Source organism: Pseudomonas sp. GW823-FHT02E01 (genome assembly GCF_058797535.1).
On the sequence record NZ_JBXAJS010000007.1, the window covers coordinates 56203 to 80298 of the forward strand.

18 protein-coding genes are annotated in these 24096 nt (G+C 55.7%); 8 read left to right on the forward strand and 10 right to left on the reverse strand.

Annotated features, from left to right (window positions below; translation table 11 throughout):
• Window positions 1-72 precede the first annotated feature (72 nt).
• Genes AC1RDQ_RS18225 through AC1RDQ_RS18235 form a run of 3 tightly spaced genes read right to left on the reverse strand, consistent with a single transcriptional unit; the run spans window position 73 to window position 7066 of the window.
• Window positions 73-3342 carry a type I restriction endonuclease subunit R gene (locus tag AC1RDQ_RS18225; RefSeq protein ID WP_492587820.1) on the reverse strand — a complete coding sequence of 1090 codons (3270 nt, stop codon included), beginning with the start codon at window positions 3340-3342 and terminating at the stop codon, window positions 73-75.
• Complete coding sequence (locus AC1RDQ_RS18230) at window positions 3339-4730, reverse strand: restriction endonuclease subunit S (RefSeq protein WP_492587821.1); 1392 nt, start codon at window positions 4728-4730, stop codon at window positions 3339-3341. The genes AC1RDQ_RS18225 and AC1RDQ_RS18230 overlap by 4 nt, the downstream gene beginning before the upstream one ends.
• Window positions 4730-7066: a type I restriction-modification system subunit M gene (locus tag AC1RDQ_RS18235; protein ID WP_492587917.1), complete on the reverse strand. Its 2337-nt coding sequence runs from the start codon at window positions 7064-7066 to the stop codon at window positions 4730-4732. Before AC1RDQ_RS18235 ends, AC1RDQ_RS18230 begins: the two co-directional genes overlap by 1 nt.
• A 454-nt stretch (window positions 7067-7520) precedes the next feature.
• Between AC1RDQ_RS18235 and AC1RDQ_RS18240 the strand changes: the two genes are divergently transcribed.
• From AC1RDQ_RS18240 to AC1RDQ_RS18255, 4 genes are all read left to right on the forward strand, one after another.
• On the forward strand, window positions 7521-7994 hold the full coding sequence (locus AC1RDQ_RS18240; protein ID WP_492587822.1) for a hypothetical protein: 474 nt from the start codon (window positions 7521-7523) through the stop codon (window positions 7992-7994).
• 355 nt (window positions 7995-8349) lie between these two features.
• Window positions 8350-8946: an anti-phage protein KwaA gene (kwaA, locus tag AC1RDQ_RS18245; RefSeq protein ID WP_492587823.1), complete on the forward strand. Its 597-nt coding sequence runs from the start codon at window positions 8350-8352 to the stop codon at window positions 8944-8946.
• Window positions 8947-8948: 2 nt separating this feature from the next.
• Entirely contained in the window at window positions 8949-9920 is a 972-nt protein-coding gene (locus AC1RDQ_RS18250; protein ID WP_207848966.1) for a Kiwa anti-phage protein KwaB-like domain-containing protein, read from the forward strand.
• A 1036-nt stretch (window positions 9921-10956) separates the two neighbouring features.
• Window positions 10957-11829 (forward strand): AraC family transcriptional regulator, encoded by an 873-nt coding sequence (locus AC1RDQ_RS18255; protein WP_492587824.1) that lies wholly within the window; start codon window positions 10957-10959, stop codon window positions 11827-11829.
• A 30-nt stretch (window positions 11830-11859) separates the two neighbouring features.
• Here AC1RDQ_RS18255 and AC1RDQ_RS18260 read toward each other — a convergent pair whose 3' ends face one another.
• On the reverse strand, window positions 11860-12360 hold the full coding sequence (locus tag AC1RDQ_RS18260) for a YkgB family protein (protein WP_057713104.1): 501 nt from the start codon (window positions 12358-12360) through the stop codon (window positions 11860-11862).
• A gap of 221 nt (window positions 12361-12581) precedes the next feature.
• Window positions 12582-13142: a cysteine hydrolase family protein gene (locus AC1RDQ_RS18265; protein ID WP_492587825.1), complete on the reverse strand. Its 561-nt coding sequence runs from the start codon at window positions 13140-13142 to the stop codon at window positions 12582-12584.
• A 101-nt stretch (window positions 13143-13243) separates the two neighbouring features.
• Between AC1RDQ_RS18265 and AC1RDQ_RS18270 the strand changes: the two genes are divergently transcribed.
• The 3 genes from AC1RDQ_RS18270 to AC1RDQ_RS18280 all read left to right on the forward strand — a co-directional run bounded on the left by AC1RDQ_RS18270 (window position 13244) and on the right by AC1RDQ_RS18280 (window position 16394).
• The gene (locus AC1RDQ_RS18270; RefSeq protein ID WP_492587826.1) at window positions 13244-14236 is read left to right on the forward strand and encodes a GlxA family transcriptional regulator; all 993 of its coding nucleotides are present in this window, start codon (window positions 13244-13246) and stop codon (window positions 14234-14236) included.
• Window positions 14237-14536: 300 nt separating this feature from the next.
• On the forward strand, window positions 14537-15646 hold the full coding sequence (locus tag AC1RDQ_RS18275; protein ID WP_492587827.1) for a DUF3182 family protein: 1110 nt from the start codon (window positions 14537-14539) through the stop codon (window positions 15644-15646).
• On the forward strand, window positions 15636-16394 hold the full coding sequence (locus AC1RDQ_RS18280; RefSeq protein WP_489847191.1) for an alpha/beta hydrolase family protein: 759 nt from the start codon (window positions 15636-15638) through the stop codon (window positions 16392-16394). The genes AC1RDQ_RS18275 and AC1RDQ_RS18280 overlap by 11 nt, the downstream gene beginning before the upstream one ends.
• A gap of 138 nt (window positions 16395-16532) precedes the next feature.
• Here AC1RDQ_RS18280 and AC1RDQ_RS18285 read toward each other — a convergent pair whose 3' ends face one another.
• The 5 genes from AC1RDQ_RS18285 to AC1RDQ_RS18305 form a co-directional block, all read right to left on the reverse strand.
• Window positions 16533-17519, reverse strand: coding sequence for a lysylphosphatidylglycerol synthase domain-containing protein (locus tag AC1RDQ_RS18285; RefSeq protein ID WP_492587828.1), 987 nt, complete (start codon window positions 17517-17519; stop codon window positions 16533-16535).
• On the reverse strand, window positions 17506-18798 hold the full coding sequence (gene clsB, locus AC1RDQ_RS18290; protein ID WP_218498440.1) for a cardiolipin synthase ClsB: 1293 nt from the start codon (window positions 18796-18798) through the stop codon (window positions 17506-17508). Before clsB ends, AC1RDQ_RS18285 begins: the two co-directional genes overlap by 14 nt.
• The gene (locus AC1RDQ_RS18295) at window positions 18795-19592 is read right to left on the reverse strand and encodes an endonuclease/exonuclease/phosphatase family protein (RefSeq protein ID WP_492587829.1); all 798 of its coding nucleotides are present in this window, start codon (window positions 19590-19592) and stop codon (window positions 18795-18797) included. The genes clsB and AC1RDQ_RS18295 overlap by 4 nt, the downstream gene beginning before the upstream one ends.
• Window positions 19589-20191, reverse strand: coding sequence for a DUF72 domain-containing protein (locus tag AC1RDQ_RS18300; RefSeq protein ID WP_492587830.1), 603 nt, complete (start codon window positions 20189-20191; stop codon window positions 19589-19591). Before AC1RDQ_RS18300 ends, AC1RDQ_RS18295 begins: the two co-directional genes overlap by 4 nt.
• Window positions 20192-20394: 203 nt before the next feature.
• Window positions 20395-21606 (reverse strand): MFS transporter, encoded by a 1212-nt coding sequence (locus AC1RDQ_RS18305; protein ID WP_492587831.1) that lies wholly within the window; start codon window positions 21604-21606, stop codon window positions 20395-20397.
• 354 nt (window positions 21607-21960) lie between these two features.
• Here AC1RDQ_RS18305 and AC1RDQ_RS18310 point away from each other — a divergent pair, with 354 nt between their 5' ends.
• The gene (locus tag AC1RDQ_RS18310) at window positions 21961-24090 is read left to right on the forward strand and encodes a mechanosensitive ion channel family protein (RefSeq protein ID WP_429522160.1); all 2130 of its coding nucleotides are present in this window, start codon (window positions 21961-21963) and stop codon (window positions 24088-24090) included.
• Window positions 24091-24096: the final 6 nt, after the last annotated feature.

Here is a 24096-nt window from a genome sequence, read left to right on the forward strand (position 1 = left end):
GGAAGGCCTTTTGTCAAAGTATTTTCATTCGCCCACAACGTTGGCAAGGCGGGCGAGTGTTAGGCCCTTCAGCTAGTCATTCTTCGCCATATTAAGTAGATCAAAAACAACTTTCGCAAATTTACTGGCTTTAGCTGGGTCAGATAACAATTGCATCATCTGATTTTGGTGAGCATCTCCACTTTCCATAATTGCGTCATCTACCGCGCTGGCAAAGTTACCTAGCAGTGCTTGCTCTGGGGTATTGTTGATCAGCTGTTGCATGACCAATCTGTTTTCACTGACTTTGTCGCGGATCGTATAGGCGTAATTAACCATGTCTTTGTCGGTAAGTTGATCAGCTACAAATATTTCGTTGAGCCGTTCCAAGATCTGTGAAAGCAGTTCTTCCTTTTTGTCCTTAGCTTTTGCTGAGCCAAGCCCCTCACCAGGCACTAGCTTATGATCAGGTGAGTCTTCTATTAGCTTCAGATCCTGCTGGCGTATTTTTGAAACCCGGTAATGGCTGAGCACGATACTCTCCAGATCGATATCATCTTCATTTACAGCGGTTTCACGCAGCATTGGGCCTAAATTGCGCGCGTACAGGCTAAGCTTTTCGAGCTGCTTGTCATCATAATCGACGATCTGCGACATGAATTCATAGAAGCGTACATAGGTGCCCAGATCCTTTTTGAAGATATCCAAGGCGTCCTTGGCTTGCTTGCATTCCTTCAGGTCGTTTTCAGCATTAGCGATCAACACTGCATCTTTAGTTTTTTTGATCCGCTCAAATATTTCTTTCGAGTGAGCGTAAGCGTCAACTGCCAATTTGTAGCGCTTCGTCCAGCGTTCGACTGCCGGTTTGCAAATGTTCGCAATTGCCGCATTACTTTTGTTTTTTACGAAAAAGGCCGCGCAGAACTGCTCAACCTCACTCGACTTGTAAATACCCGCAGTGTTGAGTTTCTCAAACAGATCGAAGATTAAATCTGGGTTGGAAACGTCTGCCAGCTCTGCCGTCTGAAAGTACGGTTGGAATGAGTCGAGGATATCCTGTGGTTCGTTGAAGAAGTCCAAGATGAAAGTGCCAACGTCAGCTTTGCCAGGATAAGTTCGATTCAAGCGCGACAGAGTTTGCACGCACTCGACGCCGCCGAGTTTTTTATCGACGTACATGGCGCAGAGTTTGGGTTGGTCAAATCCGGTCTGAAATTTGTTGGCAACAATCATTACCTGATAATCATCGCTATCAAAGGCTTTGCGCATGTCGCGGCCTTTGAGGTCGGGGTTCGTGTTGCTCTCGGTATATTTGTTGCCGAGAAGCGCGACGGCGTTAGGGTCTTTCTCGGTGAATTCCACTTCACCGGAGAACGCCACCATGGCATGGATTTTTTGGTAGCCCTTATCGATGATGTATTTGTCAAAGCACAGTTTGTAGCGCACAGCTTCTTTGCGCGAGCTGGTGACCACCATGGCTTTGGCTTGCCCACCCAGTAGGCCCATGACGTTGCTGCGAAAGTGTTCAACGATCACCTGCACCTTTTGCGCGATGTTGTACTCGTGCAGGCGCACCCACTGGTTGAGCTTGACCTTGGCTTTTTTGCTCTCAACTTCCTGATCGGCCTTATCGATCTTTTGCGCCAGGTTGTAGGCCACTTTGTAGTTTGTATAGTTCTTCAGCACATCCAGAATAAAGCCCTCTTCAATGGCCTGACGCATGCTGTACACATGGTAGGCCTCGGGCTTGTTGGTTTTAGAGGGTTGCTCAGAGGGTTTGGGCAATCGGCCAAACAGCTCCAGCGTCTTGGTTTTCGGCGTGGCGGTGAAGGCAAAGTAACTCAGGTTTTTTGACGCCCGGCGTGACGCAACGGCGGCATCGAGAATGTCTTCAGAGCTGAGTTCGTCTTCACCATCAGTTTTGGCCTCAATCATCAGCACTTCTTTCAGCTGCCGCGCTGTAGAGCCGGTTTGCGAGGAGTGCGCTTCGTCGGCAATGATCGCGTAGCTTCGTTCTTTCAGGCTGATGCTGTTCTCGATGGCGCGCAGCACGTAGGGGAAAGTCTGGATGGTGACAATAATAATCGGCTGTGAGTTCTCTAGTGCGGCTGCCAGCTTTTCAGATTTCGAGCCGTCGCCTTCCTGATTATTGATGCGGCCAACCGCGCCATCAACGTGTTCAAACTGGTTTATGGTGTCTTGCAGCTGATCATCCAGCACGGTGCGATCCGTTACCACAATCACGGAGTTGAATTGCTTGCAGCCCTGGTCGTCATGAAGCGCCGACAGCTGATGCGCTACCCATGCAATCGAATTGGACTTACCGGAACCGGCGCTGTGCTGGATCAGGTACTTATAGCCGGGGCCCTCGGTGCGGGCCGCCGTGACCAGCTTATTGACCACATCCCACTGGTGGTAACGTGGAAAAATTAGGCTTTCTTTTTTGTATTTACGGCCTTCCCAGTCTTCTTTCTCTTCAATCTGCAGATGCACAAAACGCCCGAGAATCGCCAGCAAGTTCTTGGGCAGTAAGACTTCGTTCCACAAATAATCGGTGGCGTACTGGTTGATGTCTTCCGGCACTTCATTGCCGGCGCCGCCTGCCTTGGTGCCCTTATTGAATGGCAGGAAGAAGGTATCTGCGCCTTCCAGTCGTGTGGCCATATAGACCTCGTACTGGCTGACTGCAAAATGCACCAGCGCACCACGCTTGAAGGTCAGTAACGGCTCTGACTTTTTAGTGGCCGGGTCTGTCGCAAAGCGCGTGGTTTTGTATTGCTTAATGGCTTGCTGCACAGCCTGCTTGAATTCGGATTTCAGCTCCAGCGTAGCGACTGGCAAGCCATTCACAAACAGCACCAAGTCGATTCGCCACGCTTTGGCCTTGCTGCCAAACTGTTCGAGATGTTCTTTGCTTGCCCAAGGCGAGTAAGCGACCTCAGGCACGACACGGCAACGGTTCTTGGCATAGCGAGCCAGGGTGTCGGGATTTAGCTCGTGTTCAGGCTTGAATTGGCACAAGCTGAAACGCGTGCCACGGTGGCGCAGCTCATGGCGCAACACACCCAGCGTGCCGAAGGTGCGCATTTCTTTGCTGGCTGCATGGGGATCAGTTTTATTCAGTTGGGTGGCGACACGTTCAAGAAAGTGGTGCTCTGGACTGCTCGGGTAGAGCGCGCAGAATTTTTTCCACTGTTCCTCCTGGGTTTCTTTGACAAAACCCAGCAGGTCTTCGGGGTACAGGGCCAGTTCACGGTTGTAGTTTTCCGTTTTGCCAAGCAGCCAGCCCTTGGCAACGAGATGCTTGAGCATGTCGTTCTGGAATACAAGCTCGTTGGCCTTACCTCCACCCAATGTACTCATGCGGCAACATCCTTGTTGGTTTGACTGGCTTGCGGTGCGACCCAGTCTCTGACGTCTATTTTGCCGGTAACGGCGGCGGAGATTAGTGCGGTGCGGCGCTCTTGAAGCAACGCAATCTGTTCGTTTGCGTGACTTAAAGTCAAATCAAATATATCTATCTTGTTTTTGATCTCCGTAAGAATAATCTTCATCTCTTCTGGAGAAGGTATCACTATAGGCAATTCTCTTATTGTTGATTGTCCAATGTTTTGCATGGAATGACTAGCGCCGGAAGCCCCAAGCTCAATTTGCTGTCTGACAATAGGTAATGCTAAGTAGTACGCCACCCACTGCGGATCAATTAGCTCATCAAATTTAAGTCTGTACAATTTGTCGCACAGAATAATGTTGTCATGGCTTTTATCGACTACAGCAGCGCTTCCAACAAGCTCTTTGGTATTCGCTCGCGAAATCAACAAGTCACCCTTCTGTATTAGATATTGCAGCTGAGGTGTAAGCTCTTTTGGAAGAGCCTTGTTTTCATTGCTATTGAAAACTCCATGATTCACGCAGCCAACTTTCAATACACCGAACTCATTGTCTTCGGCTTGCCGCGAATCGCACTGTGGACTCCACCCCTGTTCAAATAGAGTTGTGTGATACTTGAGTCGAGAAATCTTCCACCCGCTCGGCACTTCACCCAGCCAGTCGACACCCGAGTCGCGCATTTCTACGTTGGAGTTAAACCCCTTCGTAACAGCATAGCTGATCACTGCATGCCGCTTTTCTTTTAAAAGACTTATGAGCTTTTGTTGCTTTTCAATCAAGCTATCTATTTTTGCGGTTTCATAATCAAGAAACTTTATAATGCTATCTTGCTCTTTGATCGAAGGTATTGGAAAAATCGTATTTGCCAAATACTCCTGCTCAATGCTTTCAACGGTGGCTCCTTGTTTTCTCCACTCAAGCAATAATGCCGGCTGACTACCTGATATAACATACAAGGCGTACTTGGTATTTAGTTGCTCATTAAACTGAATCGCTTTCATGTCTTGGTTTAAGGTTACAGGTACATCATTTATTGCTACTGGTATTGTGTGCTGAAGGATTCCCGAACGAACCACTAGTAATAAAGCCCCTTCCTTTATTAAGCTTGTGGAGGACTGATCGAGCGCCTTTTGAGTAATGTTATCAATGGTTGATGTGATTTTTGAGGTCTTCATGTCTTTTGGGGAGACCCAAGGTATACTACCGTTCCAATATTCTGGCTTTTCTTTACTTGGTGTGCCTCCACCAATAAATTTAGATAAATATTTTAGCGGCAATAGACTCCAGTCTTTTGGCACAGCACCTGGCCAGCCATTTTCGAGGTTCTTGTATTCTGGATAGGCCTTATACTTTCCAGTCATTACGAGTGTACCTCTCGGAGCAATGTCATAATCTCGGCTGATACCACGTCTAGATCAGCATCAATCTCGAGCAAATCTCTTGGCGATTGATACTGGTAGAAATAGCGGATAAAGGGGATTTCATATCCGACTATTCCAATTTGCTGATCCTTAGCGTCTTTTTTGCTGGCGTCAATCCAGGCATCGGGCAGGTGCGGGTGTACTTCTTTCAGGAAATACGCCTCGTTGATTGCGTTCACGGTTTGGCTCGGATCCAGCGCGACGTTTTCGTTGTCGCGCAGGTCGCCATCGGTTTGATATTCCAGCACCTCACCGTTGACGGCAAATAATCCGTATAGGGGATTGGCTTTGGTCTTGTGAACCTTCTTGATGACCTTGGCGGCGGCTGGGTTCTTCCAGCTCACCGCATCGATAATCTGCTTTTTGTCTTTAGCGTCCAAGGCGATACCCTGTTTTTTGCAGGCGGCCTTGAGTGCATCCTCAAAGATGTTCATGTCGTCGTGCTGGGCAGTGCCGATAACTGCCTGCAGGTCTCGAGTCTTGATCAACAGCCGCTTCTGATTCAGCCACGTTGTTCTGTTGAGCAAATCCTTGATGTGCTTCTCTTTTAAATCGGCGAAGTGCAGTTTGAAGTAACGGCGTATAGCGTCTTCATGTGCGCTCAGATCACCGTATTGTTTACAAGTCTCACCGTCATTCCAGCTCTCACCCTCTACCGCGCTGTACTCTTGATAGAGCCACTGCATGGCGCCGTTGAGGGCACCGGGAGCGAAACGACAGGTGGCCACGCGCTCGTCACTGAACTGCCACGACAGCCGCAATGGGCGCTCGATACTAATACGACGATAGCCAAACTCATGGCTGTTAAAGATCTTGCTGGCAAAGGTTTTACTGGCCTCAACTTTCGGGTTGGCCGCCTGACGGCCTCGACTGCTTTTTTGTGCTGTTTGTTTGTCCAGTTCGTAGGCATCGACTGCGGCAAAGTCACCGAAGGCGCGGATCACCGTGGCGATATCTCTTTCGTCCATTTCATTGCGCTTGGAACCAAGGGATTTGCGCATTTTTCCGCAAAGGTTCACGCCATTGATTAGCTGTACCTTGCCCTTACGCTCCTGGACTTTCTTGTTCGACAGCACCCAGATGTAGGTCGAAATACCGGTGTTGTAGAACATGTCGGTGGGGAGCGCGACGATAGCTTCGAGCAAATCGGCTTCGAGAATGTAGCGGCGGATCTCGGATTCGCCAGAGCCGGCACCACCGGTGAACAACGGTGAGCCATTGAGGATGATGCCAATCCGCCCGCCACCTTGAGAACCGTCGCGTAGCTTGCTGAGCAAGTGCATTAGGAACAACAAGGAGCCATCGCTGACCCGTGGTAAACCTGCGCCAAAACGGCCACTGAAACCTTTTTGTGTGTGCTCTGCATTGATCTCTTGCTCGATCTTTTTCCAATCCACGCCAAATGGCGGGTTGGAGAGCATGTAGTCAAATTCAGTGCCGTAAAGCTGGTCGTTCGAGAGGGTGTTACCTAGCTTGATGTTGCTGACGTCCTGCCCCTTAATCAGCATGTCCGCTTTACAAATGGCGTAACTCTCGGGGTTGAGCTCCTGGCCATAGGCGCGCATCACCGCATGTGGGTTGAGCTCATGTACGTATTCCATGCCTGAAGATAGAAAACCTCCAGTACCCGCTGTTGGGTCGTAAATGGTTCGAATGACGCCGGGCTTGGTCAGCGCATCATCGTCCTCCATAAACACTAGGGAGGTAGTGAGCCGCACGATGTCACGTGGGGTAAAGTGCTCCCCTGCGGTGTCATTCGAGCTTTCCGCAAATCTGCGAATCAACTCCTCAAACACCAGGCCCATGTCGTGGTTGGAAACAACCGTAGGGCTTAAGTCCGTCTTCCGTACCTTCTGCACAACCTTATAGAGCAGGTTGGCGTCGTTCAGTTGGCCGAGAAACTCGGTAAATTTGAAGTGTTCGAAAATCTCCCGTGCATCTTTGGAAAAGCCCTGCAGGTAGGACTCCAGGTTTGCCTTGATGCCGGACTCACCAAGCTTGGACAGATCCATTTTCGAGGTATTGAAAAACGACAGTCCACCGCTGGCACGCAGGAGCAGTTTTTCTTGGGCTTCTTCGGAGATATTGAGTTGCTGGACGCGTGCATGCTCCGCCAGCACAGCCGCCTTGCTTGCCTCCAACACGCACTCGAGGCGACGCAACAAGGTGAACGGCAAAATGATGCGACCATACTGGCTTTGCCTAAAGTCACCACGGAGTAAATCGGCTAAAGACCAGATGTAGGCGGCCAGGTTGTTGGAAGCTTGCGACATTATTTGAAATTCCCTGCGGTGCTGGCGTTGCTGATGCGGTGCGAAGCACGATTATGAACAAAGCTAGGCGGCATTATGCTGCAACGTAGGCAGGTGGCTATGGCTGAAATTGGGTATTTCTACTGGATAGAATTGGGCAGGAGGGCAATTCCCAGCAACAGAGTGGTACAGCGATCATCGATTTTGCTGCCGCGTCACCGAATTCATCGACGCGCAATTGTTCCAGCAGAGCGTCTGACCATTGCTCGGAAAGTACGACGAACAGTCCAGTGCGACTTCAGCTAGCTTTTTACAGGATGAGTTGAGCAGATTTAGAGGATATCGCGACGCCCCATTTGTATACCACCATCAAGAGATAGGAGCGGCAGGCCAGCATTCGGTGCGATCATGTCTTTGAGGTCAGCCGGAGGGTTGACTCATCCTATCCGCAATCTGGCCGTCTCTGGTGGAGGTCGCGATGCCTCTTACAGCGAAGCACAAACCTAAAGCCCGACGAGGCCGGCCCCGGCTCGAAACGCAACGGGCCCTTTATCAAATTAAGCTGTCCGGGTGGGATTTCACATGGTCGTTCAGTCTAGCCTTGCCGAACAATTCGAGGGCGAACGAAGGCCATTATAATGAACACATGATCCTCACGCTGAAGGGCGAAATGCTCTATCCAGAGAAATTCAAATACCCAGATGTCGAGTGCCAGCTCTACGCAGATCCGCGACTGACGCAAGACACTGACCCTCCCAAAGGAATAGGATCAATGACAGCAAGCGGGACACGACTGGTTGCGTACATAGCTGTCCCCCGCGAGCGGATGGATGCCTTAGCAGGCGTGGCCGACCGACTTCTGTACTTAGAATTGAATGCCACCCCGTTGCATTACCGGCGGGCGCTGATCATGTCGATTCATTTGGGTTCAGAGCCAGAGCCAGATTGGTAATGCTATTGCGGCTTACCTGGAGGCGCTTCAAAAGCTGAAGCCCCGGTTTCGGGACTTCGGATGAATCGATCGCGGATAGAAGGCATTGCAAGTCCCCTTTCGTAGCCTCAGCGGTTACGTGGCAAGGCCCTAGTCGCCTCATTCCGCATCCTCTGGCTTCGCTTCGTACACACTGTTATGGCTAAATGCTATTGTCTAGCACGGCGCCAAGCGCCTAATGGATCAAGAAGTCGCGATGTAACCTGCGGCCCTAGCCGAGAACTGGCAAAAATAGGGGGAATGGTAAGGGGCAGTTAGCATGAGCATCCCTCCTTATACCCTACATCCCCTCAAGCACAGCAAATGGAGAGCACTTATGAAGGATCATTGGCTGATAAAGGTCATGCTTTACGTCCTTTCACTATGGTTGCTGTTCGTTTCGCTGTTGATCATGTCATTCGACCAAGCACTGCTGTCCAATTTTTGGGCCGCCTTAACCGAGCATGACGTTGCGAAGCTGACTTCGGAGTTGAAAGTCAGAAACTTGGTTTTTATTGTGAGCATATTCTTCATAATTTTGGGCATGCTCATACTTTGGTTTCTTGCGAACAGCTATCGAGGTGGCTGGTCAATCAACTGCAAAATATCAGACGTTACCGATGAAAATCATGAGCACTTGGAATTTCTCGCGACCTATGTAATGCCGCTTGTCTTTACCGATGTAAATAGCAAGAGAACTGTGCTGAACTTGGTGCTGATGATTATTGCTATTGGAGCGATTTACGTAAAAACTAATAAGTTTTACTCAAATCCATCATTGGCCATTTTGGGGTTTAAGATTTACAAGGCAAAAATACACGACAGAGGCGAAAAGCAGTTTGTAGTCATTTGTCGGGGGCAGCTCACAGAGCAGAGCGTAATCCGCTATATCCGGATTGATAACAATACCTGTTTGGCTAAATTGGATAAGTAATTATGTTTACTGGCATCGACGCTATCATAAGCTCAAAGCATCTCTCTGGAGAGGCGTTCTTTTTAACAAGTACGGCATCTGGCCCAGTGATCTGGTCAGTTTTGTTGGAGCCTACAGTTGAGAAAGAACTAACAAAGGCGTTCGCCGATAAACTTAGAAAGGTCGCTGTCGAGCCTAACGTGGGTAAAGCCGGTGTTCCTATGGTTTCTACTATCCTAGAGCGGGATCGACAAGTGATGGAGTACGACCAAGCTGCAATCGGCCACGTACCTAGTGAATTTGCCGAAATTCAGCGTGTACTGACCTTTGGGGTGAACGCTAGCGCTCCAGCCTTCGACTTCAAGCAGCAAGGCCTGTCGGCGGTTAAGGGTGTGATATATCATCTGTCCGATGGGCAAGGTAACAGTGTGGTTATTTACCAGCACAAATACCCCGTGTCACTGCATAAAAAAACCAAAAGCTCATTTTGCAGTTTCAATGGCCGCACTTTAGGGAAAGTTGATTACGATGCCATTGATATCAATGACACGGTCGACGTATTTTATTTTGCTGGTAAGTTCTATACGCTGAATGTTGCTCTGCTGGAGCGGTTCTATGGCCTTGAGCAAGTTATCAATAATCTTGCGCATGCCGCAACGCCGCTTGTTCTAGCCTTAAATGTAATAAATATCCAGGGGGTTGCATCTCCAGGCGACATTTTTAAGGATATGCATCACGATCGAGCATTCATGCGCCGGTTGGCGATGGTCTCGAAAGGCAATATCGTGAAATCTGGATTGAACGTTACTCAAATCCAAGGCGTGATGGCGAACTTTCCGATTTTTTCCCGTACGATCGATCTCACTGGTGGCTTGGTGAATCTAACTACTAAAGAGCAAAAACGGAGTTTCATCCGCTTGCTCAATAACGAGGCTTCGTTCGCTGCTCTCGACAATAGCCCGTTCCTGGCGGTAGATAAGGATTCAGCAGCGTAATCCTCACTGGCTTGACAGACTGGCCTTGTCCCCTCGAACCATGACTTCCCAGCCGGGTTCATGGGGAGATTGAGGGGTGTTGAGTTACGTTTCAGCAAACCTGCAGAGGTTGCGATGCTGGATTTCAGTCGCCATGTGGTGAACTTTCTGACGTCGGTGTTTTAAAGATGCCACCGGGCGTTGCGGCCCGGCTTAAATTAGTCCCCCATGCCGTCCAAGCGGCAGGGAGATCGCTTGTGATAAGCGATGAAAACACCTTGCTTAGGCGTTTATAGAGTTGTGCAGTGCCATCACCTCGTGATGGTCGCGGGCAAATACTGCAGAAGGAAGCCCAAACCACCTCTTTCGGTGGTTTTTTTCTTGGAAATCTTACTGGCGAGGAGCGAGAACCGGGAGGGGCTTGGCTTTCACGTCTTAATCGTTGGGTGCGAGTTAAATTATTCGAAATTATGGCTGGGGAATAATTATGGCCAGCCAATAATTTCATTGCCTGATCATTTTTTGAGCGGTTGTTGCTGGGGTTGGATGAATACCGGTCAAGGCCGACTTCTGCAATTCGACCTCGTTGGGCGTTCTTGAGGCATTGGAGGGCGCTACTGCTAGGTCGCCGACCCTATTTGATTTGCGTTCTGTGCTTCAGCGATGGGTACCGTTCGTCTGGATTTTTACGTGGCTTAGACGATCCTCCTTCGACAGTACGGCCGATTGGGTTTTGTAAAGTTTTTAGGGCGGCATGAGCCATAAATTTACGAAAAACCTTACGATGATTTCATGTTTTTGTGACTGGCAGTTAGCTTGCGCCTAATAAAATAAATGGATTCACTCACTCACCCGTTTGTAATGTTGGCTTTCTGGTATTCATAACCGTTCTGATTCTTTCACCAAAGAATAGAACCTGAAAAAGCCCGGCCTCCCTATGGATGCCGGGCTTTTTTGCATTTTTACCAGGGCATTCCTCGCCGGGATCGAGGATCGTCCAGCGGTCAGCGCGCAGTGATACTCTGCTATGGGTCCAGACCCTGTGCAGAGTTGCCCTATGGATCGCCTGTCTACGTTGTTGTCACAGTTCGGCGTGCGCGCGAACCTGTTTTACAGCGGCATGCTTTGCGGCGTGGCGGCCTACGATGGCGCCGACCAGCGCGGTCATATTCACCTGCTGCAGGCCGGCTCTGTCACTTTGAAAGGCCCAGGGAGGAGTGAGTTGTTGATCACTCGCCCCAGCCTGATTTTCCTGCCACGCCCCAGTCGACATCAGCTCATCGCCAGTGAGACTGAAGGTGCTCAGCTGTTATGTGCGTCGATGCTGTTCGATGGCGGCGCCAGCAATCCGATATCTGCTTCGCTCCCCGATCTTCTGGTGTTGCCCCTGGATGAGCTGCCGTTGCTGGCCGACACCCTGAGATGGCTGTTCGGTGAAGCTGGCGCCGGGCATTGCGGCAGGGAGGCCGTGCTTGATCGTTTGTTCGAACTGTTGATCATCCTGCTGTTCCGGCATTTGCTCGACCACCATCAGTTGAGCACCGGCATGATGGCCGGGTTGGCCGATGTGCGGCTGTCGCGCTCGCTGATACAGATGCACAACCAACCTCAGCGGGCCTGGTCAGTGGCCGAGTTGGCAAATGAATCGAACATGTCCCGCGCCGCTTTTGCGGTGCATTTCCGCGCGGTCCTGGGGCAAACACCGTTGGATTATCTTCTGAGCTGGCGGATCAGTCTGGCGCAGAAGCGCCTGCGGGAGGGGCGGCCGATTACGCTGATCGCCGATGAGGTGGGCTATGAAAGTCCGTCGGCTCTTGCCCGTGCGTTTCGCCGCAAGACCGGCTGCAGTCCGCGGGACTGGATGAAATCCCTGGCCCTTGAGGACCGCGTACTGGCGGGTGATGGCGATGACCTGAATGCATCGAGCTGATTCAGGCCATCGGCGGGTGAAGTTGTCAGCTCAAGGGGTTTCCAGTCGGGTCAGCGAATGGCCCGCCACGAACAGGGAGGCGGCAAGCAAGCCGATGTCCTTGAGCAGGAACTGGCCTGGCGCGACCGAAATGGCCGGGAAACCAAGGCCGGGCTCAATCACGCCGGGGGTCGAGAACATAAAGCTCAAGGTGGTGAAAAACAGCCCGGCCGACAAGGCGCCCCCGATCAAGGAAAGCTTTGGCGACAGCAGGCGACCCGCAATCAGTACACCGATGGAGATCTCCAGAACGCCAAGCAAACTGGAAAACAGATCGACACTGAAAATGTTATAGACCCATCCCAGGAAGGGACTGTTGCTTACCAGTGGCACCAGTCCCTCTGCTTCATAGTGGGTGAATTTCATTCCCCCGAACCAGAAGTAGATAACGGCGAGGGCGAAGTAAATGCCGTAGGTCCCTAGCGCCATGGTGGTGAGTCCGAGGGATGTTTTTTTCGACAGGCTGTCAGTGCTGATGTTCATGCTGTTCATTGTTCAGGCTTCCAGTGAGTTATCCAGAAAGTGGCATGGGTGAAAGCAACATCCCCCGCGTATGCGTTGGGAGTGGAGTGATTGTTGGCTTCGGCATGACTTTTCAGGATTCTGGCGGTATTGCGTTTGATGCAGATCGTCCAGACTCACCGGCAATTAAAAGCCCATGGCAGGTGAGGCCATGGGCTTTTTCATTTTTGCTGTCTTGTCCTGAATAAGGTTTACACCTTCCGGCTTCTTGTCAGGTACTCGTTGGTCGAGACCACGCTGGCATAGGCAAACGCCAGGGCCGCCATGAACGCCGCATGAACTTGCGCCGCCGGAACCGTCACGCCATTGAACTCCAGGTCACGGGTGGCGCAGGCGTCGTGGATCACGGTGACCGTATAACCAAAATCCGCCGCCGCCCGGGTGATGCCGTCGACGCACATGTGGCTCATGCTGCCCACGACCACCAGTTCCTTGATGCCTTGTTCGTCGAGGATCGATTGCAGTTCGGTTTCGCGGAACGAGTTGACGAAGTGTTTGAGCACCACCGGTTCGTCGGCACGGTTGAGCACTTTCGGGTGCAGCTTCGCGCCCTCGGAGTTCGGGGTGAAAAACGGCGCATCTTCAGAGGTGAATTCGTGGCGAATGTGCACCACTGAATCCCCTGCGTCGCGGAAGGCCTTGATCAGGCGGACGGCGTTGTCGGCGGCGGCGTCGGCACCGACCAACGGCCACTTGCCTTGGGGGAAGTAGTCGTTCTGGATATCGACTACGATGAGCGCTTGCTTGGCCATGACTGTTTCCTCGAAGTGTGTGTTGGTGTGGAATGAAGTATTGGCTCTGGCAGGCGATCCGAGGATTGGCCGCACCGACAATAGAAGGGGGAAAACTGACAATGGACGCAGAAAGGGCAATCGCCGAACTCGGTGTACTGATCTATCCCGGCGCGCAGATGGCGGCGGTGCATGGTTTGACGGATTTGTTCGGGGTGGCCAACCGGATCGCCGCCGAACATCAGTCTGCGCGGTTGCCACTGTTGCGGGTCAGCCATTGGCAGGTCGAGGGTGATCAGGCGCCGGTTCGGGTCTTCGACAGCCATCCTGGCCCGGAGCGCGCCCTGGTGGCCGTGTTGATTCCGCCGTCGATCGGCGGTTTTTCCGAGGGCCAGGCGCCACAGGGATTGATTCGCTGGTTGCGTGAGCAACATGCCAGCGGCGCGACACTGGGCGGGGTTTGCGTGGGCTCTATCCTGTTGGCCGAAAGCGGTCTGCTCGACGGTCGTAGCGCCACCACTCACTGGACCTCGGCCAAAGCTTTCGCCGAACGTTATCCGGCGATCCGGCTCAAGGCCGATACGCCGATCGTCGATGACGGCGACCTGATCACCACCGCCGGGCTGATGGCTTGGTCGGAACTGGGGCTGCGCCTGGTCAACCGGTTGCTGGGGCCGAGCATCGCCACCAACACCGCGCGTTTTCTGGTGGTGGAGCACAGCGATAGCGCCAGTGAGTGCGGCAGCAACTTTGCGCCGATCCTCAGCCATGGCGATGCGACGATCCTCAAGGTGCAACACTGGCTGCAAAGCACCGGAGCGACCGATGTGTCGCTGGCGGCGATGGCCGAAAAGGCAGGGCTGGAAGAACGCACCTTCCTGCGACGCTTTCGCGCGGCCACCGGGCTCAAACCCACCGAATACTGCCAGCACCTGCGAGTTGGCAAGGCCCGGGAAATGCTTGAGTTCACCAATGGCACCATCGACCACATCGCCTGGACCGTGGGTTATCAGGACCCCGGGGCGTTTCGCGCAACGTTCAGGAAAATCACCGGGTTGGCGCCGAGTGATTATCGGACACGGTTTGGGGTGAACTCTGGATCGGTCGCACGGTAGTCGCATCACCTCGATTCCCTGTGGGAGCGAGCTTGCTCGCGATAGCTGTGTGTCTGCTACATAAATGTTGAATGTCATTCCCTCATCGCGAGCAAGCTCGCTCCCACAGGGTCGGGCGTGTGGGCTGGAATCGTGCAAAATGCCGGAGTATCAAAGGGTGTCGTGCAGAATAAAACAGGCCACATGCCATCACTTTCTGCGCAACGGGCTGATTTAAAACCCCTTTTCCCTCAACGGGCCTTGGCCTGATCTCTGCACCCCTTCAGCTACATTCATCAAACGTCGATTGAAGGGGGATGCATGACCCCGGCAAACCGCAGGAAACTGGTGGTCGCCCATTCGGTGCTCGCCGACGCGCCAGTGCATGAAGTTGAAACCAACCGCGCACTGGCCCGCTGGCTGGCGCAGATACTGGGGCTCAAGTACGGCGGCAGCTACGACCCGCAACTGCATGCAGGGCGAGACCTCTACCTGTTGCCGACCCAGACCCTTGTGGGCGCTGCGGCTGCCCGGCAACTGGGGGTCAAGGGGCCGGAGGATTTGTGGGGCGGTTATGTCGACCACGACTTCATCTGCACCAAAGCCATCAGTCACGGATTGCTCAACCACCATGCCCATGCGCCGCGAGGCTGGGCTCCGTTGTTTTCCGAGCGGGTGCGCAGCGTGGTGCTCGACGGTCTCAGCGTGTTCTCCCTGAAGGATGCGCGCCCGGCGGCGGAGCATTTGCTGTACACCGGGCCGATCCGCCTGAAACCGATTCATGCCTGTGCCGGACGTGGTCAGGAAGTGATCAAAAGCCTCGACGAGTTCGATGAGCTGCTTGCCCAGCCCGAGGCAGAGGCGATGTTCACCGAAGGCGTGGTGCTCGAACAGGACCTGGACCAGGTGATTACCCACAGCGTCGGCCAGAGTTTTATCGGCGCAAAGGTACTCAGTTATTGCGGTGATCAATACTTGACCGAGGACGCTCAGGGTGAACAGGTGTATGGCGGGTCCAACCTGCTGGTGGTGCCAGGCGGCTATGACGAATTGTTGAAGCTGGATCTGCCGGAAGACGTGCAACTGGCGATCCGCCAGGCACAGGTGTTCGACAGCGCGGCGGATGAAGCCTACCCAGGTTTCTATGCCTCGCGGCGCAACTACGACATCGCCCAGGGCGTCGGCAGCGATGGCCGGCCACGCAGCGGTGTGCTCGAACAATCCTGGCGCATGGGCGGCGCCAGCAGCGCCGAGGTCGCGGCCTTGCAGAGTTTCGTCAACGATCCGGGGATGTGCGCGATTCGTGTGTCTTCGGTGGAAACCTACATCGACCAGCCGCTGCCGGCGGACGCCATCGAGGTGTACCGCGGGCCGGCGCAGGCCAGTGACTTTCTCCTCAAGTACGTGACGGTTAAACCCTATGACGGCTAGAAGCGAATCCATTCAGATCGACATCGACGACGAACAGATGAGCGGGACCTTCCTGAGTCCCAAATCGAAAGTCCCCGGCGTGCTCTTTGTGCACGGTTGGGGCGGCAGCCAGGAGCGGGATCTGGAACGCGCCAAAGGTATCGCCGGGTTGGGGTGCGTGTGCCTGACCTTTGACCTGCGCGGGCACACCGGTGGCACCGGCATTCCATTGTCCCGGGTGACCCGGGAAGACAATTTGCGCGACCTGCTGGCGGCCTATGACCGCTTGCTCGCGCATCCGGCCCTCGATACCTCGGCGATTGCCGTGGTTGGCACCAGTTACGGGGGGTATCTGGCCTCGATTCTGACCTCGCTGAGGCCCGTGCGCTGGCTGGCGCTGCGGGTGCCGGCGCTGTATCGAGACGAGCAATGGCACGCGCCGAAACGCGACCTGGACAAGCTGGATCTGCGTGATTACCGAAGCACCCTGGTGCGTGCCGACAGCAATCGTGCCTTGCACGCCTGCTCACAATTCACCGGGGATGTCCTGTTGGTGCAGTCCGAGACCGACGACTACGTGCCCCATTCGACGATCATGAGTTACCGCGCGGCGTGCCAGCAGACTCACTCACTGACCCATCGCATTATCGATGGCGCCGACCATGCGCTGAACGACCCGGTTTCGCAGCAGGCCTACACCTCGATCCTTGTCGGCTGGATTACCGAGATGGTGGTGGGGGAGCGTTTGAGCATTATTCAATCCCAGTGATTTGCGGTGTGCTTGCGGACGCCTTCGCGGGCAAGCCCGCTCCCACAAGGATCGAGGGTGTACATGGAATCTGTATCCACCAACAGACACTGTGGGAGCGGGCTTGCCCGCGAAGGCGTCCTCACAACCAGTACAAAATCACTTGGGTTTCTTCGCAATCCGCAATGACTTGGCCTTGGCTTCCACCAGCAGGTACATCACCAGGGCAATCAACAACGGCAGGATGAAATAAATCGCCCGATAGGCCAGCAGTCCAGCCACCAGGCTGCCCCGCGAAGCCTCGTGTTGCAGCAGCGCCACAAACACCGCTTCCAGCACACCGAGCCCGGCCGGGATGTGAGTGATGACCCCGGCGATGGCGCTGATCAACAGCACGCCCAGCACCAGTGGATAGTCCAGTTTGTTCGGTAGCAAGGTGAAGATCACCGCGGCCATCAGCGACCAGTTCAGGGCACCGAGGGCCAGTTGCAGCACGGCCATGCGCGGCGACGGCAGGTCAATCTCCACACCACGAATCACCCACTCCCGACGTTTGGCAAACCGGCACGCCACCAGGTATCCGGCGCTCAGCAGCAATAACAAAACCCCCACGCCTTGCAGCGCGCTACTGCTGAGCTTCCACCCCGGCGGCATGCGCACCAGCCCGCTGCTGAACATGGCGCCGGCAATGACCATGTAACCGAACCAGTTGGTCGCCAGGCTCAGACCGAGGATTTTCGCGATGTTGCTCTTGCTGACCCCGAGCCGCGAATACAACCGGTATCGCATGGCGATGCCACCGACCCAGGCGCTCAGGTTCAGGTTGAAGGCGTAGCTGATGATCCCCACGGGCAGAATCTGCTTCCAGGTCAGGTTCTGGCGGATGTAGGTGCGGCCGATCAGGTCGAAGCAGGCGTACACCAGAAAACTCACCAGGGTCAGCCCCGAGGCAATGATCAGTGTGCGCACCTTGAAATCGGCCAGGGTATCGAACACTTCGTTCCATTCGATGCGCTGGGCGAGCATCGTGAACAGCACGATCAGCATCAGGAAAAACAGCATCGTCAGCGGTCGTTTCCAGCGGTTCCAGTGCGTCTTTCCAGGGCTTTTGACGTGAGTTGCCGTGTGGGGCTCAGTGCGGTTCATGGTCAGCGGCCCCGGTCGGAGGAGGAATGTGTTTCAGGCGAGGTTTATGCGCCGGCAACCAACCGGCCCACGCCGGGAAATGCCGCAAGCAGTGAAACACCAGAAAACCGACGGTCATGTGCCAGACACGCCCGCGTGGCGCGATGTCGTGAGACATGACCTTGCAATGGTTGTCGCTGAGGTCTTCCAGGCGATCGAACAGAACTCGATTGAAGCCACGGTCGCGGATCAGCACGTTGGCTTCCAGGTTCATCGACAGGCTCAACGGGTCGAGGTTGCTGGAGCCTACGGTGCTCCAGTCTTCATCCACCAGTGCGACCTTGCCGTGCAGCGGACGGTCGCAATATTCGTAGATCTTCACACCGGATTTGAGCAGGTAATCGTAGGTCATGCGCGCCGCAAGCCTGGCCACCCGCATGTCTGGCTGGCCCTGCAGGATCAGCCGCACATCCACCCCTCGGCGGGCCGCGTTGCGGATCTCGCGCAGCAAGCGGAACCCGGGAAAGAAGTAGGCGTTGGCGATCACCACCCGGCGCTGCGCCTGGCGCAATACCTGGCGGTAAACCTCCTCGATGTCGGTCTGGTGTTCCCCGTTGTCGCGGTACACCAGCCGCACCTGGCCATCGTGATCGCTGAAGGCCAGTTCCGAACGCCGCTGCCGACGGCGGTGCCACCAGTATTTGGCGTGCGCCGGGCGACCGCATTGCAGCAGGGCAAAGTGATGGATGTCGGCAACGGCCGGACCCTGAACTTCCACGGAATAATCCTGTTTGGCCTCGGGGCCGAAGTCGGCCAGATGATCGGCGGAAAAATTGATCCCGCCGACGAACGCGACGGTGCCATCGACCACCACGATCTTGCGGTGCAGGCGCCGGAACCAGTTGGTGCGGATGCCCAGGCGTTTCGGTGCCGGATCGAACATTTGCAGGTGCACGCCGGCCGCGGTCAGGGCGTTTAGGAACCCGGTACTCAGTTCGCCGCAGCCGAAGCCGTCGAGGCTCACGGTGATGCGCACGCCACGCTGGGCGGCTTCGATCAGAATCTGTTGCAGCTCATTGCCGACCTTGTCCTCGAACAGAATGAAGGTCTCCAACAGGATTTCATTTTGCGCCCGGCGCAGGGCTTCAAACACCCGGGGAAAATACGCCTCGCCATTTTCCAGCAACTCGACCCGATTGCTGCCTTGCCAGCCGTATTCGACATCGACCGCTGTCGGCTCGCGGGTGGGCGGAGCGGGGATGTGTTCCAGCGTGTTTTTTTCCATCAACTGGCTGCTCATAGCTCGATCTCCACCGACAGCGGGGCGTGGTCGGAAAGGTGCGACCAGGGCCGGGAGGTCAGCACTTGCGGATGGCTGACCTTGAGGTTGCGTACGTAGATGCGGTCCAGGCGCAATGCCGGCAAGCGCGCGGGGAAACTGCGCGCCGGTTTGCCATGGTGCTCGGCGAAGACTTCGCGCAAACCGCTGGGTGTGAGCAATGCATCGGCGCGCTGGCGCCAATCGTTGAAGTCCCCGGCGACAATCACCGGGGCGTCGCCGGGCAGGGCGTCCAGGCGCTGGGCGAGCAGCTTCAGTTGCGCGGTGCGATGGGTTTCGCGCAGCCCCAGATGCACGCAAATCGCATGCACCTCCTGGCCGTCGCCGGGCAAGCGCAACACACAATGCAAGAGCCCGCGGTTCTCGTGGCCGCTGATGGACACGTCGAGGTTGTCGTGGCGGATGATCTGGAACTTCGACAACAGCGCATTGCCGTGATCGCCCGCCGGATACACCGCATTGCGGCCATAGGCGAACTGCGGCCACAGGCTGTCGGCAAGGAATTCGTATTGCGGCATCGCCGGCCAGTTGGTGTAGCGCCTGGGATGCTGTTCGTGGGTGCCGTGGACTTCCTGCAAAAACACCACATCGGCAGACACGCTGCGCACCGCTTCACGCAGTTCCGGCAGGATGAAGCGCCGGTTGAGTGCGGTGAAACCTTTATGGGTGTTGACCGTCAGCACGGTGAAGCGTTGCACTGTCGTGTTGATGGGGGTCTGCTCGTCCGTGACGCCGACCGGCTCTGGAATGCTCATGGCAACACGCCCTCGGCCGCAGGCTCACCGGGGACGGTGGCAAGGTTTTTTTCGAGGTGCAGGCGTTGCAGCAAGTGGCGTGCATCAAAGGGGGCGCGGACTTTGACGTCGTTATCGAAATAGCAGAACACCTCCCGGGATTTGCACGCCTTTGGCTTCTGCCGGGGCGCGATCAATTGTGGATTATCCGGTTGCTGGCCGTGATGCCAGGCTTCGATTCGTTCGCCCAAGCGTTTTAGTGCCTGCGGGGTGTAACCGCTGGCATAGAGTGCTTCGGCGCCATGCAGACGCAGGTAGACGAAATCGCTGGTGATGTCTTCGCGATACGGCCATTTACCTGAGGTGTCGGCGATGACCAGGGCCGTGTTGTAGCGCTTGAGCAAGCGGACGAACAGCGGATCGACAAAGCTGTCATGGCGGATTTCCACGGCATAGCGTTCGGGGCGCTGCAGTGCGTAGAACGATCCATTGATTTCGATGCTGTTGACCGCCCGCGAGGCGAATTGCAATTCGCGCTTGTGGGTCAGGCCAATGGGGTAGAAGTCTCCCCGCCAGGGCGTGTAGCGCCAGCCTGAAATACCGATATGAATCGCCGCCATGTCGCCTCCGGACTACCTACCCATGTCTTTGGGTGACTGCGCTGCGGCGGCAAAAGTTTCGATGGGGCTACGGACGGTAAATTTTCTACGGAACAACACCGAACAAGTGTGGGAGCGAGCTTGCTCGCGATGGCGGTTTATCAGTCACATCCATGTTGAATGGACCGCCGTCATCGCGAGCAAGCTCGCTCCCACAGGGGTTATCAGTGGGCAGTAATAACGCGGGCAGAGTCCTCAGCCGGTTCGGCGAACACTGGGCCGAGGCGATCAAGACGTCCACTCCACGCGGTCAATGCCAGCGCCACCAACACCACCAGGCCACCGATCCATGCAGTGTGAATCAACCCCATGTGGGCGACGATCAGGCCACCGCCCCACGCGCCACCGGCAATGCCGAGGTTGAACGCCGCGATGTTCAGGCCGGACGCCACGTCCACCGCCTGCGGGGTGTGATGCTCAGCCTGACGCACCACATACACCTGCAACCCCGGCACGTTGCCGAATGCCACGGCGCCCCAGACCAGCACGGTGGCCAGCGCGAGCCAAGGATTACCGGCGGTGAAAGTCAGCACGAACAACACGGCGGCGAGCAGGGCAAAGATGATTTTCAGGGCGCTGATCGGGCCGCGCTTGTCCGCCAGTTTGCCGCCCCAGATGTTGCCGATGGCCACGGAGATGCCGTAGACCAGCAACACCAGGCTGACGGTGCTGGCGCTGAAGCCGGAGAGGTCCTGAAGAATCGGCGCGAGGAAGGTAAAGGCAATGAACGAGCCGCCGTAGCCGACGGCCGTCATCGCATACACCAGCAGCAGGCGTGGTTGCTTGAGCACCTGCAATTGCTGCAACAGCGATGCGGGTTTACTGTGGGCGATATTTTTCGGCACGTATATCAGGCTGCCGATGAAGGCGATCACGCCCAGGGCCGAAACGGCGAGGAAGGTTTCACGCCAGCCGAAATGCTGTCCGATGAATGTCCCCAGCGGCACGCCGGTGACCAGCGCCACGGTCAGGCCGGTGAACATGATGGCAATCGCGCTGGCGGCTTTTTCCTTCGGCACTAGACTGGTGGCGATGGTCGAGCCGATCGAGAAAAACACCCCATGGGCCAGGCCGGTGACGATCCGTGCGAGGATCAACGACTCGTAACTCGGTGCTTGCCACGCCAGCAGGTTGCCGAGGGTGAACAGCACCATCAGCGACAACAGCAGCAATTTGCGCGGAACCTTGCCGGTGAGGGCGGTCAGCACCGGGGCGCCGACGGCAACGCCAAGGGCATACAGGCTGACCAGCAGGCCGGCGGATGGCAGACTGACGTCGAGGTCGGCGCCGATGGTGGGTAACAGGCCAACGATGACGAACTCGGTCGTCCCGATGGCAAAGGCGCTGAGGGTCAGCGCGAGCAAGGCAATGGGCATGGCTGCAACTCCGGTGCAATGATGTGATGGAGCGCAGTGTCGGGATTTGGCTCGGTCAGAAAAATACAGGGATGGACATTTGATATTTGCGTGCAGATCAAATATCGCGAGGACGGATGCATACTTGTGGCGAGGGGGCTTGCCCCCGTTCGGCTGCGAAGCAGTCGTAAACCCATTGAATGCGGCGCATCAGATGAATTCGAACGGTAGGTTTTGGGGGCGCTTCGCCCCCCAACGGGGGCAAGCCCCCTCGCCACAGGAGAAATCACTGTCCTGCTATCTGCGGGCAATATCCGAACTTGCCCGACATTTCTCGATCAGTTCCTTACCGACACAGCCAAAGGAGCGGGTGTTTTGATCAGGCTCAAGACCGCGATACTGCTGGGAGCGTTGCTGTTTGTGGGTAGCGAGCAACTGGAAGCCGCCGCGATACCGGGGCTGCCGACCACCGCGACCGCCGCGACTCCGCCGGCCCATCCCGAACCGCTGGTGCAAGGCGGATTACTGGGAGCCATCAGTTCAAGCATCGACGAGGTCCAGACCAAACTCGATCTCAACGAAAACCTCTTTGACGTCTGGCGCCTGCGTGCCGACCTCGCGGCCGATGAAGTGGATCAGTTGGTCAATAAGCCATCGGCCCGTTCGCCCTGGCGCGTCGCCGGCGATTTCCTGCTGCTGACCTGCGTGTGGGCGGCCGTGTTTGCCTGTCTTTGGCTGCTTGGGCGGATGGTCGCCAGGCGCCTGTGCGAGCACCGTCTGCTGCTCAGTCGCGAACGGGGCCAGGCGTTGCTCGGTTACGTGTTGCCCTACACCCTTCCGGCGGTGATCAGTCTGCCGTTGACGATTTATGCCAGCCAGCTTTTGCCGATATCGGCGGGACGGGCGCTGGCGTTGTGTTTTGCCTATGCCACCAGTGCCGGGATCTTTGCCGCGTCATTGGTGCTGTCGCTGGTGGTGATGTTCAATGCCGGACACAAGCGGCGGGCGGTGCAGATTATTCGACAACACAGCCCACGACCGCTGTTCGGCATCGGTTTTCTGGTGGCCCTGAGCGATGCCCTGACCAGCCCGCAGATCGCCCATCAACTGGGCAGTAATCTCACCAGCAGCATCGCCGTGTTCACTGGATTGGCAGCGTCGATTTCCTTCGGCTTGCTGGTGATCCGCATGCGTCGCCCGGTCGCCCATGTGATCCGCATCCTGCCGCTGGCCCAGCGCCTCAGCCAGCCGGCGTTGCGTGAAACCCTGCGGATATTTTCCGGGCTCTGGTATTGGCCGATTCTATTGATGGTCCTGGTTTCGATCATCAACCTGATCGGCGCCGGGGTGGACAACCAGAGAGTGCTGCGCAGCGCCTTGTTCACCACGGTGCTGCTGATCGCCACGGTGTTTCTCAGCACCACGCTGCATCATCTGTTCAAGACGCGCAGCGAAGCGGACCTGCGCCGCGGCAGCGCCTACAAGGAGCGCTTTCTCAATTTGTCACATGCCTTGTTGCGCATCGCCATGGCCATCGTGTTCATCGATATCCTCGGGCGGATCTGGGGCGTGTCGCTGTTCGAATTCGCGGTGACCAATGCCGTGGGCCGGGCGATCAGTGATTCCCTGGGCCACATCGGTCTGATCCTGCTGGTGACCTGGATGGTCTGGGTGGTGCTCGACACGGCGATTCAGGAAGCCCTGAAACCGCCAACCAACAAGCGCTCGGCGCGCCAGCCGAGTACGCGGGTGAAAACCATCCTGCCGCTGCTGCGCAACGCGATCAAAATCATCCTGGTGGTGATTTGCGCGATCACCACCATGGCCAACCTGGGGATCAACGTCGCGCCATTCCTGGCAGGTGCCGGGGTCATCGGCCTGGCGATCGGTTTCGGCTCCCAGCAACTGGTGCAGGACGTGATCACCGGGCTGTTCATCATCATCGAAGACACCCTGTCCATCGGTGACTGGGTGGTGCTCGATTCCGGGCATGCCGGCACCGTCGAAGGCCTGACCATCCGTACCTTGCGCCTGCGCGATGGCAAGGGCTTCGTGCACTCGGTGCCGTTCGGGCAGATCAAGGCCGTGACCAACCAATCGCGGCAATTCGCCTATGCGTTTTTCTCGGTGCAATTCACCTACGACACCGATGTCGACAAGGCCATCGAGCTGATTCGCGAGGCCGGGCACTCCATCAGCAACGACCCGTTCCTGCGCTACAACCTGCAAGGGCCGCTGGATGTGTTTGGCGTCGACAAGATGGACCTCAACGGTGTGGTGCTGACCGCGCAATTCCGTACGGTGTCCGGTGGTCAATACGCGGTGAGCCGGGCTTTCAACCAGCGTTTGAAAAAGCTTGTGGATAACTGCCCGTGGGTGAACTTCGCGCAAACTTATCCACAGCAGGCATTGGTGCCCAGGCATGCTGTCGAGCCACTGAAGGAGGGAGATACCGCACCGGAGCATTCGGCGGTGTTGATGCCGGAGCGGCCGCGGTCTCAATAGTCAGTT

What these genes read in the sequence shown, in the direction of transcription:
- AC1RDQ_RS18250 (WP_207848966.1), top strand. Translation starts at nt 8,949, where the DNA reads ATGTTTACTGGCATCGACGCTATCATAAGCTCAAAGCATCTCTCTGGA.
- AC1RDQ_RS18280 (WP_489847191.1), top strand. Translation starts at nt 15,636, where the DNA reads ATGACGGCTAGAAGCGAATCCATTCAGATCGACATCGACGACGAACAG.
- clsB (WP_218498440.1), bottom strand. Translation starts at nt 18,798, where the DNA reads ATGAGCAGCCAGTTGATGGAAAAAAACACGCTGGAACACATCCCCGCT.
- AC1RDQ_RS18255 (WP_492587824.1), top strand. Translation starts at nt 10,957, where the DNA reads ATGGATCGCCTGTCTACGTTGTTGTCACAGTTCGGCGTGCGCGCGAAC.
- AC1RDQ_RS18225 (WP_492587820.1), bottom strand. Translation starts at nt 3,342, where the DNA reads ATGAGTACATTGGGTGGAGGTAAGGCCAACGAGCTTGTATTCCAGAAC.
- AC1RDQ_RS18240 (WP_492587822.1), top strand. Translation starts at nt 7,521, where the DNA reads ATGCCTCTTACAGCGAAGCACAAACCTAAAGCCCGACGAGGCCGGCCC.
- AC1RDQ_RS18270 (WP_492587826.1), top strand. Translation starts at nt 13,244, where the DNA reads ATGGACGCAGAAAGGGCAATCGCCGAACTCGGTGTACTGATCTATCCC.
- AC1RDQ_RS18300 (WP_492587830.1), bottom strand. Translation starts at nt 20,191, where the DNA reads ATGGCGGCGATTCATATCGGTATTTCAGGCTGGCGCTACACGCCCTGG.
- AC1RDQ_RS18260 (WP_057713104.1), bottom strand. Translation starts at nt 12,360, where the DNA reads ATGAACAGCATGAACATCAGCACTGACAGCCTGTCGAAAAAAACATCC.
- AC1RDQ_RS18275 (WP_492587827.1), top strand. Translation starts at nt 14,537, where the DNA reads ATGACCCCGGCAAACCGCAGGAAACTGGTGGTCGCCCATTCGGTGCTC.
- kwaA (WP_492587823.1), top strand. Translation starts at nt 8,350, where the DNA reads ATGAAGGATCATTGGCTGATAAAGGTCATGCTTTACGTCCTTTCACTA.
- AC1RDQ_RS18285 (WP_492587828.1), bottom strand. Translation starts at nt 17,519, where the DNA reads ATGAACCGCACTGAGCCCCACACGGCAACTCACGTCAAAAGCCCTGGA.
- AC1RDQ_RS18265 (WP_492587825.1), bottom strand. Translation starts at nt 13,142, where the DNA reads ATGGCCAAGCAAGCGCTCATCGTAGTCGATATCCAGAACGACTACTTC.
- AC1RDQ_RS18305 (WP_492587831.1), bottom strand. Translation starts at nt 21,606, where the DNA reads ATGCCCATTGCCTTGCTCGCGCTGACCCTCAGCGCCTTTGCCATCGGG.
- AC1RDQ_RS18230 (WP_492587821.1), bottom strand. Translation starts at nt 4,730, where the DNA reads ATGACTGGAAAGTATAAGGCCTATCCAGAATACAAGAACCTCGAAAAT.
- AC1RDQ_RS18295 (WP_492587829.1), bottom strand. Translation starts at nt 19,592, where the DNA reads ATGAGCATTCCAGAGCCGGTCGGCGTCACGGACGAGCAGACCCCCATC.